This is a genomic window from Arthrobacter sp. NA-172, from assembly GCF_043952055.1.
GTDB lineage: Bacteria > Actinomycetota > Actinomycetes > Actinomycetales > Micrococcaceae > Arthrobacter.
The window spans coordinates 1,354,864-1,370,157 of record NZ_JBINOT010000003.1 but is presented as its reverse complement, the minus strand read 5'-3'; the positions used below and the strand labels follow the sequence as shown (position 1 = coordinate 1,370,157).

10 protein-coding genes, 1 tRNA gene and 4 pseudogenes are annotated in these 15,294 nt (G+C 63.8%); 4 read left to right on the top strand and 11 right to left on the bottom strand.

What is annotated here, in order from left to right:
* Positions 1–1,212: an MFS transporter gene (locus tag ACF0H6_RS20550; protein WP_395251255.1), complete on the bottom strand. Its 1,212-nt coding sequence runs from the start codon at positions 1,210–1,212 to the stop codon at positions 1–3.
* A 187-nt stretch (positions 1,213–1,399) separates the two neighbouring features.
* Between ACF0H6_RS20550 and ACF0H6_RS20545 the strand changes: the two genes are divergently transcribed.
* The gene (locus ACF0H6_RS20545) at positions 1,400–1,846 is read left to right on the top strand and encodes a MarR family winged helix-turn-helix transcriptional regulator (RefSeq protein ID WP_395251254.1); all 447 of its coding nucleotides are present in this window, start codon (positions 1,400–1,402) and stop codon (positions 1,844–1,846) included.
* A 341-nt stretch (positions 1,847–2,187) separates the two neighbouring features.
* On the opposite strand, the gene ACF0H6_RS20540 is transcribed toward ACF0H6_RS20545, so the two are convergent.
* The 10 genes and pseudogenes from ACF0H6_RS20540 to ACF0H6_RS20495 all read right to left on the bottom strand — a co-directional run bounded on the left by ACF0H6_RS20540 (position 2,188) and on the right by ACF0H6_RS20495 (position 11,968).
* Positions 2,188–2,264, bottom strand: a tRNA-Pro gene (locus ACF0H6_RS20540).
* Between the two features lie 127 nt (positions 2,265–2,391).
* Positions 2,392–3,942, bottom strand: coding sequence for a ribosome biogenesis GTPase Der (der, locus tag ACF0H6_RS20535; protein ID WP_395251253.1), 1,551 nt, complete (start codon positions 3,940–3,942; stop codon positions 2,392–2,394).
* 10 nt (positions 3,943–3,952) lie between these two features.
* A pseudogene (locus ACF0H6_RS20530) lies at positions 3,953–4,652 on the bottom strand (lysophospholipid acyltransferase family protein).
* Positions 4,653–4,677: 25 nt separating this feature from the next.
* Entirely contained in the window at positions 4,678–5,391 is a 714-nt protein-coding gene (cmk, locus tag ACF0H6_RS20525; RefSeq protein ID WP_395251252.1) for a (d)CMP kinase, read from the bottom strand.
* A pseudogene (locus ACF0H6_RS20520) lies at positions 5,391–6,500 on the bottom strand (prephenate dehydrogenase). The gene cmk and the pseudogene ACF0H6_RS20520 overlap by 1 nt, the downstream one beginning before the upstream one ends.
* Before the next feature lie 3 nt (positions 6,501–6,503).
* A complete protein-coding gene (locus tag ACF0H6_RS20515) occupies positions 6,504–7,739 on the bottom strand; it encodes a pseudouridine synthase (RefSeq protein WP_395251251.1) in 1,236 nt (411 codons plus the stop codon).
* 128 nt (positions 7,740–7,867) lie between these two features.
* Complete coding sequence (locus ACF0H6_RS20510; protein WP_395251250.1) at positions 7,868–8,545, bottom strand: SMC-Scp complex subunit ScpB; 678 nt, start codon at positions 8,543–8,545, stop codon at positions 7,868–7,870.
* Entirely contained in the window at positions 8,542–9,357 is an 816-nt protein-coding gene (locus ACF0H6_RS20505) for a segregation and condensation protein A (protein ID WP_395251374.1), read from the bottom strand. The genes ACF0H6_RS20510 and ACF0H6_RS20505 overlap by 4 nt, the downstream gene beginning before the upstream one ends.
* A gap of 137 nt (positions 9,358–9,494) precedes the next feature.
* A complete protein-coding gene (locus ACF0H6_RS20500) occupies positions 9,495–10,394 on the bottom strand; it encodes a ParA family protein (protein WP_395251249.1) in 900 nt (299 codons plus the stop codon).
* Positions 10,395–10,638: 244 nt separating this feature from the next.
* A pseudogene (locus tag ACF0H6_RS20495) lies at positions 10,639–11,968 on the bottom strand (cation:dicarboxylate symporter family transporter).
* Between the two features lie 133 nt (positions 11,969–12,101).
* On the opposite strand from ACF0H6_RS20495, the pseudogene ACF0H6_RS20490 reads away from it, so the two are divergent.
* The 3 genes and pseudogenes from ACF0H6_RS20490 (at position 12,102) to ACF0H6_RS20480 (ending at position 15,285) form a co-directional block, all read left to right on the top strand.
* Positions 12,102–13,801 (top strand): annotated as a pseudogene (locus ACF0H6_RS20490) (ATP-binding protein).
* The gene (locus ACF0H6_RS20485) at positions 13,798–14,511 is read left to right on the top strand and encodes a response regulator (RefSeq protein WP_395251248.1); all 714 of its coding nucleotides are present in this window, start codon (positions 13,798–13,800) and stop codon (positions 14,509–14,511) included. Before ACF0H6_RS20490 ends, ACF0H6_RS20485 begins: the two are co-directional and overlap by 4 nt.
* Before the next feature lie 132 nt (positions 14,512–14,643).
* On the top strand, positions 14,644–15,285 hold the full coding sequence (locus tag ACF0H6_RS20480) for a GntR family transcriptional regulator (protein WP_395251247.1): 642 nt from the start codon (positions 14,644–14,646) through the stop codon (positions 15,283–15,285).
* Positions 15,286–15,294 lie beyond the last annotated feature (9 nt).

The window sequence follows — 15,294 nt, the reverse complement described above, 5'->3', positions numbered from 1 at the left end:
TTAGGCGACCGGCGCGCCTTCTGGTTCGCGTACGACGTCGGGCGCTGGCTGTAGTGCCTCCGCTCCCCCACGCCGGGCTGCCACCGCGGCGACGATCATGACGAGCAGGGCTGCGAGGGTGATGACGGACCCGGCCCAAATCGGTGAGGTGTAGCCCAACCCAAAGCTGATGGTGACGCCGCCGAGCCAGGCCCCCAGCGCATTGCCGAGATTGAAGGCGCCGATATTCGCACCGGAGGCGAGGGTGGGCGCCGTGGCGGCAAAGTGCATGACGCGCATCTGCAGCCCGGGCACAGTGGCGAAGCCGAAGCCGCCCATGAGTGCCAGCGAGAACAAGGTTGCCACGGGGTTGGCCGCCGTAAGGGCGAAGAACACGAGGACCAGTACCAAGCCGGCGAGGATCACCATAAGGGTTTTGTCGATGGACTTATCGGCCGCTTTGCCGCCGGCAATGTTGCCGACAAACAGCCCCGCACCGAACAGCACCAGGAGCCACGGGACGGAGTGCGGATCAAATCCGGAGACCTCGGTCAGCGTGAAGGCGATGTAGGTGAAAGCACCAAACATGCCTCCAAAGCCCAGAATGGTGACGGTGAGGGAAAGCCATACCTGGGCGGACTTGAACGCCCGGAGCTCCTTGCGGAGGCTGCTTGCGGCAGCGTCCTGCTTGGTCTGCGGGACCATGAGGGCGATTCCCGCGAGTGCGACGACGCCGATGATGGTGATGGCCCAGAAGGTGGACCGCCAGCCGAGGTTCTGGCCGAGGAAGGTTCCAAACGGCACGCCCAGCACGTTCGCGGCGGTGAGGCCCGTGAACATGATGGCGATGGCTCCGGCCTTCTTGTGGGCCGGGACCAAACTGGCCGCGACAACGGAACCGATGCCGAAGAATGCTCCGTGGCAGAGGGCGGCCACGATGCGCCCCAAGAGCATCGCCTGGTAGCTGTCCGCGATAGCGGAGAGGAAATTTCCGGCGATGAACAGGACCAGGAGTCCGATCAGCACGGGTTTCCGGGGCAAGCGTGTTACGGCCGCCGTGACGAGGAGGGCGCCGACAACCACGCTCAGCGCGTAGCCTGTGATGAACCAGCCGGCCGCTGCTTCGCTGACGCCGAAATCGGTGGCAATCTCCGGCAAGAGGCCCATAATGACGAACTCGGTCAAGCCGATGCCGAATCCGCCGAGGGCCAGGGCGATCAACCCTGCAGGCATGTTGTTGCTCCTTTGTGGGGATGGATTCCCGTGAGACTGGAAGTGCGTCGCCGAGAATCGTAGAATAGTTGCAGACGCTACATATATAGTTGCACACGCCATGTAGTTGCGCAAGCTGTTTAATTGCGCAAGCAACTACTTTCGGTGCGTCTGGTTCCTTCATTAATCGGCAGGAGTTACAAGAGACATGGGCATCAAGGACGACGCCGTTGAGGTGCGCGCGCAGGGATGGCGGACTCTCGCAGCCCTGCACGGCAATATTGAGGCTGCACTGGAGAGAGCCCTGCAGTCAGCTGCAGATCTCTCGGTGGTCGAGTACACGGTGCTGGACGCCCTGAGCCGCCAGGACGGCTGGCACATGCGGATGCAGCAGCTGGCACGGGCCACGGCCCTTTCCAGTAGCGCCACCACACGCTTGGTCAACCGGCTCGAGGACCGTGCGCTGCTGACCAGGATCTTGTGCGCCGACGACCGCCGCGGTATCTACACAGAGCTCACCGAGGCCGGCCAGAAGCTGCTGCTGGCAGCCAGGCCCGTGCATGACGAGACGCTCGCGGAGTCGCTGACGGCTGCGGAGTCCGTGCCGGAGCTTGAGCCGCTGGTGAAGGCACTGGGGGCGCTTCAGGTGGTCTGAGCGTTTGACCGTGTCCCCGTCAGCGGGCACGTTGCCCGGGCCTGCAGGTAGACGGAGAGCAGGTCACACGTAGATGCCCCGCTGCGGAATGATTGATTTAGTCCCAACGCTCGTCGACCCGTGCCTCCCACGCGCCGTCCTGACCCTCTTTGACCGCAAAGTGGCCCTCTGAATGGCGTGTCGGCGGCGTGTTGCGCTGGGTGCTGCTCCAAAGAAGGTCAGGAAGGCGCCCACCCCAGGCGCGCACCTCAGGACGGACCCCCGACCCGCACCCCCAACCAACCCTTAAACGCAAAAGTCCCGGGAACCCTTAGGTTCCCGGGACTTATTGTCTGACCTTTTGGTCGGGCTGACAGGATTTGAACCTGCGACCCCTTGACCCCCAGTCAAGTGCGCTACCAAGCTGCGCTACAGCCCGTCAGTTCTGCCGTTCTCCGCCTAGATTCTCATCTAAGCAGTCCGGCCGAACCACCTCAAAAAGCTTACACGATGTTCGAGGTTGTCGATGACACGACGGTCGGTGTCATCTGTGACGCCCGTCTCAATCAGCGCTTCTTGCCGCGCTTTTCGCGGACGCGCATGTTGACCTCGATGGGCGTGCCGTCGAAGCCAAAGGTTTCGCGGAGCCGGCGGGTGATGAAGCGGCGGTATCCGGGGTCCAGGAAGCCCGTGGTGAACAGCACGAACTTCGGCGGACGGCTGGATGCCTGGGTGCCGAACAGGATGCGGGGCTGCTTGCCGCCGCGCACCGGGTGCGGGTGTGCAGCCACGAGCTCGCCGAGGAACGCGTTGAGGCGTCCGGTCGGGATTCGCTTGTCCCAGCTCTCCAAAGCGAGGTCCAGTGCGGGCACCAAACGGTCCTTGTGCCAGCCGGTCTTCGCGGAGATGTTGACGCGCGGCGCCCACTCCACGTGCGCCAAGTCTTGCTCGATTTCGCGTTCAAGGTAGCGCCGACGTTCGTCGTCGAGCAGATCCCACTTGTTGAATGCGAGCACCAGCGCGCGGCCCGACTCGATGGCGAGCTGCAGGATACGGACGTCCTGTTCGCTGAGGACCTCGTCAACGGCGAGGAGCACGACGGCGACCTCCGCCTTTTCGAGCGCGGCCTGCGTGCGCAGCGAGGCGTAGAAGTCCGCACCCTGGGCCATGTGCTGACGGCGGCGGATGCCTGCGGTATCCACGAAGCGCCAGGTCCGGTCGCCGAGTTCGATGAATTCGTCGACGGGGTCACGGGTGGTCCCGGCGAGGGTGTCTACGACCACGCGCTCGGAGCCAGCCAGCTTGTTCAGCAAGGAGGACTTACCGACGTTGGGACGGCCGATGAGGGCGATGCGACGGGGACCGCCGGAGCGCTCGACGCCTTCCACCGTGGAGAACTCGGGCAACGTGTCCATGACGTGGTCCAGGAGGTCGGCAACGCCGCGGCCGTGGAGGGCCGACACCGGATACGGCTCACCGAAGCCGAGGCCCCAGAGTGCAGCCGAGTCGGCTTCCTGCGCAAAGTCGTCCACCTTGTTGGCCACCATGATGACCGGCTTCTTGGACTTGCGGAGCATCTTCATGACGCCTTCGTCCGTGGCAGTAGCGCCGACGGCGGAGTCCACCACGAAGAGGACAGCGTCAGCGAGTTCCACGGCCATCTCGGCCTGCTCGGCAACGCGGGCGTGGATCCCCCTGGCGTCGTGCTCCCAGCCACCGGTGTCCACCAACGTGAAGTTGCGGCCATTCCAGTGCGCGGAATACATAACGCGGTCACGGGTGACGCCCGGGGTGTCCTCCACCACGGCTTCGCGCCGGCCGAGGATACGGTTGACCAGCGTGGACTTGCCAACGTTCGGGCGCCCGATAATTGCGAGGACCGGGTCAAGCTTGAGTGGGCCGTCATCGCCCTCGTCGTCGTAGAGACCGCTCAGCAGGGCTGCGTCGTCCTCGTCGAGATCGTAATCGTCCAGGCCTGCCCGGAGGGAGGCTGCGCGTACTTCGGCTTCTTCGTCGTCCAGGGCGGCGAGTTTTTCAGCCACCTGGTCGGTGCCGGTGGGCGTGTATTCGTCGTCGCCGGCTCCGATGTTGCCGGATTTTTGAGTCGTATCGCTCATTGCACTTTCCTTAGTGGTGATCTGCCGGCGTCCCGGCTACTGCTTCTTGGCGTTGCTGCATTGGCTGTGGACCGGCCCATTTAGTCCCCGGGAAGGGACTGACCGGTGGTTTTGACGGCGTCCTGGACGTGTCCAGCCAGCGCAGCGCGAATCTCCGCGGCCGCCCTGTCCATTGAAACACGCCCCGACTCGCCATTTCTTCGGGTCACGCTGAGGGGAGCTCCAAAACTGACGTTCAGACGGCGGCGCAGCCCCGGAATGAAATCACGGTGTTCGTCCCCGATCCGCGTTCCGAGGATCGCCACGGGAATCACAGTGGCTCCGGACATGAGGGCGAGCCACGCGACCCCGTTGCTGATGCTGCCGGCTGTGCCGCTCCCCCTGGTTCCCTCGGGGAGAATCCCTACGCAACGGCCGGCGTCGAGCACTTGCTTTCCGAGATGGAGCGCCGCACGGTCGCCGGATCGGTCGACCGAAATCTGCCCCGACGCACGCAGCACCTTGCCCAGAAAGCCTTTGAACATCTCTTTCTTGACCAGGATGTGCATGGTCCGCGGGGCGGCGCCGAACATCACCGGGCCGTCGAGGAAACTGATGTGGTTGCCCGCGAAAATAACCGGACCGGACTTCGGAACGTTGGGGCGCCCGGTGACCGCGGTCCGGTACAGGACATGGTCAAGCAGCCAGCCGACAGGCCGGCTCCAGAGCATGGTCCAGCGTGCCGGGAGTCGGGTTTCAGTCACCGTAGATGACCTTGCCCACAATGCTCAGTGCGGTGTCGACCGTTTCCTCGAAGTCGAGGTCCGAGGAATCGAGGGTGACCACCCCGTCGGCCGCTTGGGTGAAGTTCACCACGGCGGAGTCCTTGGCATCGCGGTGGATCACTTGGGCGGCCAGTTGCTCTTTGCTCTGCGTGCCGCCCAGCTGAAGGCCGCGGCGTCGCAGCCGGGCTTCCTCGCTGGCTGTCAGCAGCACACGCACTTCGGCGTTGGGCGCGACGACGGTGGTGATGTCCCGGCCTTCCACCACCATGCGGCGGTGGTGCTGTTCGATCAGCTGGCGCTGGCGACGAATCAATTCGTTGCGGGCACCCAGGGTAGTTGCTACTGCGCTGACCGACGACGAGATCCGGGGCTCACGGATTTCCTCCGTGATGTCCACTCCGGCAACGCTGACATATTCAGCGTTGGCGCTGGTGCTGAGTTCCAGCGGCAAATCCTTCGAGGCCTGTTCGACGGCGGCACCGTCGGTGAGGTCTATGCCGGTCTTGAGGCAGTACCAGGCCAACGCCCGGTACATCGCACCCGTGTCCAGATAGGCGAGCTTCAGGCGCCGGGCAACTTCCTTGCTGACGCTGGACTTGCCGGAGCCGGACGGGCCGTCAATGGCGACCACGAGCGGCTTGCCCGGACGTACTACGGTCTCCGGGCCGAAAAGTTCACGTGTCATTACTGGAGTACCCGCCATCCACGGTCGGTCAACGCTTCAACAAGGAGGTCGTGCTTGTTGGGCATGACGGAAAGTTCCACCATGCCAACGTTCTGCCCGGACGAGTGATCCAGGCGGAGGTCTTCGACGTTGACGCCGATCTCACCGATCTCCGTCAGCAGCCTGGGCAATCTGACCGGGCCTGTCATCTACCAGAACTGTAAGCCATGAATAAGCCTGCGGGGGGCCGCCGTGCTTTCCAGGTAATCCGGGCCTGTCCGGCGTTGCCTTCGCTGATGAGCTGGGCAAGATCCAGACGGGCACCAGGTAGCGGTGGGATTCTCCAAGGTACCGATCAAACGGTTGAGGTCCTCCCGGACGCCATGGAGGATGTCCACCATCCTGGGTGCGTTGTTGCCCAGTATCTGCACCCAGAGAGTGGGATCGCTGGCAGCAATCCTGGCGGTGTCCCGCAGCCCGTTGCCGGCCAGCGACAGCGCATGGAGCGGTGTCCCCTGCAAGCGGCTGGCCAGAAGGGAAGACATCACCTGGGGCAAATGCGACACCAGAGCGACGGCTTCATCGTGTTCCTCCGCGGTGAACTGGGAGACGATTGCGCCCAGGTCACCAGCCAAGGAACGCGCGATCTGGAGCGCTTCGGCATTGGTTTCCTCGGACGGGCAAAGGACCCAAGGCATCGAGGTGAAGAGCTCGCCGCGGGCAGCAACGGGCCCGGATTTCTCGCGCCCGGCCATGGGGTGTGTCCCCACGTAGCGGGACATGTCCACTCCCCGGCCTCGCAGGTCAGCCTGGATTGCCAGCTTGACGCTCGCAATGTCCACGACGGTGGCCTCCGGGTATTCACCGAGGGCATGCTGAACGACGTCGGCCGTGACATCCGGCGGCGCAGCGACGACAACGAGCTGGGGTGAGTCCTGAAGCTCAGGCAGTGGCCTGCCTGCGCCGATGTCCACGGCCACGGCCTGGTTGGTGGGCGATGGATCCGAAAGGAATACGGAGACACCCCGGCCACGCAGGCCGAGGCCGATGCTGGCTCCGAGCAGGCCGGTGCCGAAAACGACCACCGGGCCGTCAAGGTGACCCCGGCCGTGCGAGTGGAATGCCGACATGCCTTATAGTCCTACAGAGGCCAGGAGGTGTCCGACTTCCTGCTTGCCGAGGTTGCGGATGCTGCCCTGGCGCTGGTCACCCAGGCCGATGGGACCGATCTTGACGCGCACCAGCCGCAGCACGGGGAAGCCGACGGCTTCGAACATGCGGCGGACAATGCGGTTCTTGCCGGAGTGCAGCACAACTTCGATCAGCACGTGGCCCGGGGTGGAGTCCACAAGCTTGAAGGAGTCCACCGCCGCAATACCGTCTTCGAGCTCGATGCCGGATTTCAGCTTCGCGCCCACACCTTGCGGGAACGGACCACGGACCTGCACCAGGTACGTCTTGGGCACCTCGTAGGACGGGTGCGTCAAGCGGTTGGCAAGTTCGCCGTCGTTGGTCAGCAACAGAAGACCCTCGGTGGCGACGTCAAGGCGGCCGACGTGGAAGAGCCGCTCGCCCTTGTTCTTGGCGGTCTTGAGGAAGTCGCTGATGCAGGGACGTCCTTCGGGATCTTCCATGGTGGAAACGACGCCCTTGGGCTTGTTGAACACCATGTAAAGCATGGTGTCATCAAGCTGGATCCGGATGCCGTCCACGTGGATCACTGCGGACGTGGGATCAACGCGCATGCCCAGCTCTGTGGTGAGCTGACCGTTGACCTCTACGCGGCCTTCCTCGATCATTTCCTCACACACGCGGCGGGATGCCACACCGGCCTGGGCCATGACCTTCTGCAGGCGCACGCCATCGGCGTCATGCTGCTCGGACTGTGCCACCTCGCCGCGGCGGCCGCGGGGCTTGCGGATGGGGCCAAGGTTCTGGCCGAAGCGCTCACTGCCGAAGGCGCGGGAAGCGTACTGCTTCTTGTTGTTGGCTTTGGGCTTCAGGGCGCCGGGAGTGCCGGGGGCCTTGCCGAAGCCGGGCTTGTTGGAGCCGGGCTTCCGGGGCGCTTTAGCCGGCCTCGCGTCTTCACGGCGCTCGTAGCCGCCAGCTGTGGTGGGGTTGTCCGGATCAAAGGGGCGGTCTTCACGCGGACGTGTTGGTTTGAAGGGGCGTTCTCCGCCCGGGGAGAAGCTGCGCTTGCTGCCTCCGGAGGCTCCGGCAGCACGGCTCGCGCCCCCGCGTCCGGCGCCGAAGCCGCTGCCGCCTGCGCGGCCGGCGCTGCTGCGGCCGTCTCCCTGCGACTCATTGCGTCCGGAACCATTTCGTCCCGAACTATTACGTGGTGAACCCTGGCGTCCCGCCTGTGTCATGACCAGTCCTTTTGTTATGGTGGCCGGCTTGTTCTTTCTCAACTTTAGCCAGCCGGGCAGAGATTATCTGCCTGTGTGAACTCAGCCCGCTACGTGCCGGGCGTGATGTAGATCCTTGCAATATTGAGTTACATGCGTTCGGCGTCGAAGAACTCCTCGATCCCTTCCAGCCCCGGAAGGTGGGGGGACAGCTGAGGCAGTTCCGCCACTGAGCCAATCCCCATGCGTTCGAGGAAGTACGAGGTGGTCCTGTAGAGGACCGCTCCCGATTCAGAATCGGTGCCTGAATCCTCGATCAGCCCGCGTTGGACAAGCGTCCTGACGACCGAATCGACGTTGACGCCGCGGATGGCCGATACTCTTGCCCGCGAAACCGGCTGCCGATAAGCGATGACCGCCATGGTTTCAAGGGCTGCCTGCGTCAGCCGCGCGGTCTGGCCTTCAAGGACGAACCTTCCCACGACGTCGGCAAATTCCGCCCGCGAATAGATCCGCCACCCTCCGGCAACGTTCCGCAACTCAAAACCCCGGGGTGCGGCGCTGGTACCTGCATCGATGTGCAATTCATCATGCGAGTCATCAGCGTTCTTGCCCGGGGCTTTAACAGTATAGCCGCTATACTCGCGCCGCAGTCCCTCGAGCAGATCCTCGACGACGGCGACCGTCACGTTGAGTCCGGCAGCCAACTCTTCCGCGGTTGCCGGTTGGTCGATCACCATGAGGACCGCTTCCAGGGCAGCGCGGGCACCACCGGGGATCGCTTCAAGTTCGGCCAGGCCGTCCCCGTCTGTTTCCTGCTCGCTCACAGCTGCTCCTCTTCGCTATCCAATGGGCCTTCACCCGGCCCGGAGTCGTATTCCTCGCTCAAGCCGTCGCTGCTCCAGCCTTCCGTCCGACCAGTCCAGCGCACGGTCAGTTCGGCAAGTGGCCCCGACTGTTCGAAGGCCACCACCCGGTCACGGAAAAGTTCCAGCAGCGCCAGGAAGCGGGCTACGACCACCAGCGTGGAATCCGCGTCAACAATGAGTGCCCTGAAGGACTGCGGCTGGCCGTGCTGCAGCCGGTAACCAATGATCTCGGCCTGTTCCTTGACGCTGACCGGCGCTCCGTGGAGGTGGTCGAGTCCGACTTCCTCGGGTGTGTTGTCCTTCGGGGCAAGGGTCTTGGCCGCCAGCGCCGCGAACTGTTCCGGCGTGTGCCGCCAGATCAACTCGGGCAGCAAGGCGGCGAAATGCCCTTCCAAGGCGACTTGCCGGGGGAAACGCCGGGCTTCGGATTCCAGGGTTCCGGACATGATCGCGGCAACCTGTTTGAAGGCCTTGTACTGCAGGAGCCGGGCGAAGAGGAGATCACGGGCCTCCAGCAAGGCAATGTCCTCGTCATCCTCGACTTCGCCGGCCGGCAGGAGCCTCGCGGCTTTGAGGTCCAGGAGCGTGGCGGCGATGACCAGGAATTCGCTGGCTTCGTCCAGCGCCCAGTCCTCCCCCAGTTCCTGAAGGCGCCGGATGTACTTAATGAACTCATCGGTGACGGTGGCCAACGCAACTTCTGTGATGTCCAGTTTGTGTTTGGAGATCAGGCCGAGCAGGAGATCGAAGGGGCCGGTGAAGTTGGCCAGCCGGACCTCGAAGCCGGCCTTCCGCGCCGCGGGCGAGGCTCCGGCGTCGTCCGCGGTGCTTCCGGAAGAGTACGACGGCGGCGCGTCGCCCGCCAGGACGGGCGCGGCTTCAGGGGTGAGTGGCTCTGCCACGCTGGCTAGGGTGCGCCGCCGCGCGAAATCAATTCCTTGGCCAAGCGGCGGTAGGCATCCGCGCCGATGTGGTTTCCCGCGTAGCTGGTGATGGGCTCCGCGGCAACCGTGGCGTCGGCGAACTTAATGGAACGCTTGATGACGGTCTCGAAGACCTTGTCACCGAACGCCTCCACAAGCCTCGAAATGACTTCACGGCTGTGCAGCGTGCGGGCGTCGTACATCGTGGCAAGCACACCGTCCACCTGCAGGCGCGGGTTCAACCGGTCCTGGACCTTTTCGATCGTTTCGACCAGGAGTGCCACCGCGCGGAGGGCGAAGAATTCGCAGATCAGCGGGATGATGACGCCGTGCGCAGCCGTTAGTGCATTGACTGTCAGGAGCCCCAGGGACGGCTGGCAGTCGATGAGTACGACGTCGTAGTCGTCCTCGACGCTCTTGAGCGCGCGGTCGAGCACTTGTTCGCGGGCTACCTCGTTGACCAGCTGGACCTCGGCGGCGGAGAGGTCGATGTTCGCCGGCAGGAGGTCGATGCCTTCGACGCCGGTCTGCTGGATGGCGTCGCGGATGCTTACTTTGCGGTCCATCAGGACGTTGTAGACAGTGAGGTCAAGCTCGTGCGGGTTCGCGCCCAGCCCTGCGGAAAGCGCTCCCTGGGGATCGAAGTCGACCAGAAGGACACGCCGGCCGAATTCTGCGAGCGCAGCGGCGAGGTTGATGGTTGACGTGGTCTTGCCTACGCCACCCTTCTGATTGACCATGGCAATGACGCGCGCCGGGCCATGGGAGGCCAATGGCGCGGGTTCGGGGAAGTCGCGGTACGGGCGGCCCGTGGGCCCCATGACGGCGTCTTCCAGATCGAAATCCGTGCCCTCCAGCGTAGTTGCTCCCCGTTCGCTGCTCACGTATCTATCCACTCTCTCCACGACGGTCATTTCCTGCGGCTGTCTCCAGCACCAGCACTGCTCCCCACCAAGGCTACAGCGCCCGACACGGCATATTGCGGAACTTGACATTGCCCGCAATTTGAGCCTTTACCTTCTAGTTGAGGTATAAGGTTGGGTTTTCCGGCAAGAAAATGCAGGCAAGGCAGGTCCCCCGCGAGGGTCCTACCTTGCCTGCATAGATACTTCCAAACAGCGAGCCGGACTAAGCGGCGACGGGCTCTTTCACCTCGGGTTCAGCGTGGTGGCTGACCATGGTCAGTTCATCGAACGGCTTCGCACCCGAGAGGACGCTGCTGACCTGGTCTGGCGGTCGATTTCCTTGACCCACGTGCCGATCAGGACCGTGGCAACTGCATTGCCCGTGAAGTTGGTCAGGGCGCGGGCCTCGGACATGAAGCGGTCAATGCCCACAATCATGCCGACACCGCCGAGGAGTTCGGGCCGGTGCGCCTGCAGGCCGGCAGCAAGGGTGGCCAAGCCGGCACCGGAAACCCCCGCCGCCCCCTTGGACGCGATGATCATGAACACCAGCAGCGAGACCTGGGCTTCCAGCTGTCCAGCGGAATCCCCATGGCGTTGGCGACGAACAGGGAGGCCATGGTCAGGTAGATCGCGGTGCCGTCAAGGTTGAAGGAGTAGCCGGTGGGCACCGTGACACCGACAACCGGCTTGGACACGCCGAGGTGCTCCATCTTCGCGATGAGCCTCGGCAGCGCTGCTTCGGAGGACGAGGTGGAGAAGATGAGGAGGTACTCGCGGGCCAGGTACTTCATCAGTTGGAAGATGCTGACGCCTGCCACAACCCGCAGCAAGGTGCCGAGCACCACGACGATGAACAGTGCACAAGTGATGTAGAAGGCCACCATCAATGTGAACATGCTGACGATTGCCTGCACGCCCGTCGCTCCGACCACGGCCGCGATCGCACCGAAGGCGCCGACGGGAGCCAGCCACATGATCATGATGAGGATGCGGAAGACCAGGGCCTGGCCATGCTGGATGGCCTTGAGGATCGGCGCGCCTTGGGAACCCATGCGCTGGAGGGCAAATCCAACCAGGATGGCGGCCAGGAGCGTGGGCAGCACGGGGATGTCTCCAGGAATGATTCCCAAGAGGAAGTCAACGGTGCTGTCAGTGGCGGCCTTCTTGTTGGGATCATAGGCGACCAGCTTCAACCCCGACCCCGGGTGGATGATGTTGCCGACCACCAAGCCGATGGCAAGCGCGAAAGTAGACATCACCAGGAAGTAGATGAGCGCGAGCCCTCCGACCTTGCCAACAGTGGCAGCCTTGGCGATCGATCCGATGCCCAGGACGATCGTGCAGAAAATGACGGGGGCGATCATCATCTTGATGAGCTTGATGAACCCATCACCCAAAGGCTTGAGGGATTTAGCCACTTCGGGGAAAAGCAATCCGACGACGGCACCCAGCACAACTGCGGCGATCACGGCGATGTAGAGGTAATGCGACTTGTCCAGCCCCTTGCGCCCGGCTTTCGCGGGTGCAATCTCTCCTCTTTGAGAGGTCATGGCGTTGTGCTCCTTATAGATACTCTGGAAAGCGCCGTGGTCCCTGCATAATGTCCCTGCGTCGCTCTGTTGTGATACCCATCATTGGGCCCGGCGTGACACGTATCACTGTTGCGTTCATATTGGTCACAGGATGACCCGCAGAAAGGAGCACGTAATCCGACGCTGGAGCATTGCCCGCAGACTCTTCGTGGCGAACCTGCTGTTCATTTTGGCGCTCACCGCAATCGTCGGCACGGCAGCCTTCCTGGACGCCAAGGACCGGGCCTACAACGACGCCGGCGAGCGCATGCAGGCTGTGGCCGCGGCCATCGCAGCCAACCCCCTTGTCCTTCAGGCAGCCGGTACGCCGAATCCCTCCACCGCCCTGCAGCCTTACGCCCAGGTGGTCATGGCTAACGCCCATGCCGACTTCATCACCATCATGGCCCCGGACCGGACGCGCTGGACCCACGTGAACCCCGACGAAATCGGCAAACCCTACATAGGCACCATCGACCCTGCCCTGCGCGGGCAGACGTTCACTGAGGTCACTACCGGGACGCTCGGCCCGTCCGTCCGCACCATCGTTCCCGTGGAGGATTCATCCGGAAAAGTCCGGGCCCTGGTGGCGGCGGGTGTCACGGTGCGGACCGTCGACGTCGCTGTGTCAGCCCGGCTCACCTCGATCATCGCCTTCTCCCTGGCCATGCTCGCTGGAGGTTCCCTGGCCTCCTGCTGCTGGGCCGGTACCTGCGTTCCGTCACCCGGGGCTGGGGACCGGAGCAATTGGCGCAATTGTTCGCATACTACGAGTCGGTCCTGCATTCGGTCCGCGAAGGCGTCGTCCTGATCGACACGGGTGGCCGTGTGGTCATGTACAACGACCAAGCCGCGGATCTTCTGGGACTGGAACGGTCCGACGTCGATCCCGCCGCGGGAGCCGCACCGCGCCTTTCGGATCTGCCCCTGGAGCCCAGCCTCTACGGGCTCTTCGAATCCGGCCGGACCGCACACGACGAAATCCACCTCACGGGGTCCCGGATCCTGGCGGTGAACCAGGCGCCGGCAGTGGGACCGCCTGGAATGAGGGGCCGGCAACGGCCCGCCGTGTACGGGACCGTAGCCACGCTGCGCGACCGTACGGAAATCGAGTCCCTGGGCAGCGAACTCGAAACCATGAAGACGCTGTCCGACGCCCTGCGGGCACAAACGCATGAGCACGCCAACAGATTGCACACCATCGTTTCCCTGATGGAACTGGGCCGCACAGACGATGCTTTGGAATTTGCCACCAAGGACCTTGAGCTCAGCCAGCAACTGACAGACCATCTGGTGGCATCAGTGGAAGAACCTATCCTGAGTGCACTCATCATGGGGAAGTCCGCCGAGGCGCACGAACGCGGAGCGGAGCTTACGGTAACCGTGTCCGGCGGGGGCGGCCTTGAGGGCCTGGCCGTGCAGGATCTGGTGACGATCTTGGGCAACCTCCTGGACAACGCGCTCGATGCCGCGGCTTCCGCTCCCCCGCCGCGCAAAGTGGAACTGGGCATCGAATCGGGATCTGGGGGGACCACATTCACGGTGGTCGATTCCGGTCACGGCATTGACCCCGGCATCGTGGACGACGTCTGGGAATACGGATACAGCACTAAAGCGGCCGGCATCGGACAGGCAGGCCAACCCGGGGCTCCTTCCCGTGGCGTGGGCCTGGCCTTGGTGCGGCAAGCGGTGCAGCGGCTTGGCGGTACGCTGTCCATCAGCGACTCCAACGGCCAGTCCACTGGCCGGCTGGGCGGTGCGCTTTTCCGCGTAGTGCTCCCCGCGCCGGACTCCAGGAAAGAAGCCGAATGACCGACATCCGCGTTCTCGTGGTCGAGGACGAACCCATCGCTGCCGATGCCCATGGCGTTTATGTCAGCCGAATTGACGGCTTCACTGTTGCTGGAACGGTCCCGGACGGACAATCGGCCCTCCGGCTGCTCAACGAGTTCGCGGTGGCCGGCCAGCCCGTGGACCTTGTCCTGCTGGACATGAACCTGCCGGATCTTCACGGGCTGGACGTCGCCCGTCGCATGAGGGCATCCGGGCTCTTTGCCGACATCATCGCCATCACCGCCGTCCGCGAAGTAAACATTGTCCGGAGCGCGGTGTCGATCGGGGTGGTGCAGTACCTCATCAAGCCGTTCACCTTCGCAACGTTCGCGGACAAACTCGCCAGCTACCGCTTGTTCCGTGAGCAACTTGCCGCACCGGCGTCGGGCTCGCGCGCCAGCGGAGCCTCACAAAGCGATGTGGACCTGGCGTTCGCGAGTCTCCGTGCCCCCACGGAGATCCCGCTGCCCAAGGGCCTTTCCGCTCACAGCTTGGAGTCCGTCAAGGAATTCCTGTCAGGGTTGGGCCGGGCCGTTTCTGCGAGCGAAGCAACAGAGGCCCTGGGGATGTCCCGGGTGACCGCACGCCGTTACCTCGAGTACTTGGCCGACGCCGGGATGGTCACGAGGAATGCGCGATACGGCACCCCCGGACGGCCGGAGAACGAATACCGCTGGAACCGGAGCTAACCAACTTCCCGAACGCTATGTATACACAATCGATACCCGAGTAGGTATTTTCCTGAAAAGCTAGGCCTTTTCTACGCTTGTGTATACACTGAAGGCATCAGGACAGTCATCCGCACAGTCAAGGGAGGGTCCATGCGCGCCAGCGACAAAGCTTATGCGGCCTTGCGCGAAGAGATCGTTGACTGGCGTCTTGCGCCGGGCACGGTCCTCGCGGAAGTGGAGCAATCCGAACGCTTGGGCGTCTCCAGGACGCCGGTCCGGGAGGCGCTGAGCAGGCTCAGCGCTGAAGGACTGACGACGGCGGCAGGCGGCCGCGGCGTCGTGGTCACCGATATCTCACTGGAGAACATCGACGAGCTCTTCGAGTTGCGCGAAACCCTCGAAGGCAAAGCCGCCTCCCTCGCCGCTGAACGCGGCGAGCGCTCCGTGTTCGAGGAGCTTTACGCCGAGCTCCTCCGCGCCCCGGAGATGATCAGCGAAAACGATCCCGCCCGTCACGACTACTACGCCTTGGTAGGAAGACTGGACGAGGCAATCGACGAGGCCATCTCAAATTCGTACCTCGCCCAAGCCATGCGCAGCCTGCGCGTGCACTTGGTGCGGGTCCGCCGGCTCGCGGCCGACGACGCCGAACGCCTGAACGCTGCCGCCGTCGAGCACGCCGCGATCGCCGAGGCCATCGCGGCAGGCAACCCCAGGCTCGCCGAAGCCGCAACCACCCTTCATCTCCACCGCAGCCTTTCCCACGTCAAAGCCACCCATAAACCTCACTAAAAGGAGCAC

What these genes read in the sequence shown, in the direction of transcription:
- ACF0H6_RS20550 (WP_395251255.1), bottom strand. Translation starts at nt 1,212, where the DNA reads ATGCCTGCAGGGTTGATCGCCCTGGCCCTCGGCGGATTCGGCATCGGC.
- ACF0H6_RS20545 (WP_395251254.1), top strand. Translation starts at nt 1,400, where the DNA reads ATGGGCATCAAGGACGACGCCGTTGAGGTGCGCGCGCAGGGATGGCGG.
- der (WP_395251253.1), bottom strand. Translation starts at nt 3,942, where the DNA reads ATGAGCGATACGACTCAAAAATCCGGCAACATCGGAGCCGGCGACGAC.
- ACF0H6_RS20515 (WP_395251251.1), bottom strand. Translation starts at nt 7,739, where the DNA reads ATGACACAGGCGGGACGCCAGGGTTCACCACGTAATAGTTCGGGACGA.
- ACF0H6_RS20480 (WP_395251247.1), top strand. Translation starts at nt 14,644, where the DNA reads ATGCGCGCCAGCGACAAAGCTTATGCGGCCTTGCGCGAAGAGATCGTT.
- cmk (WP_395251252.1), bottom strand. Translation starts at nt 5,391, where the DNA reads ATGACACGTGAACTTTTCGGCCCGGAGACCGTAGTACGTCCGGGCAAG.
- ACF0H6_RS20485 (WP_395251248.1), top strand. Translation starts at nt 13,798, where the DNA reads ATGACCGACATCCGCGTTCTCGTGGTCGAGGACGAACCCATCGCTGCC.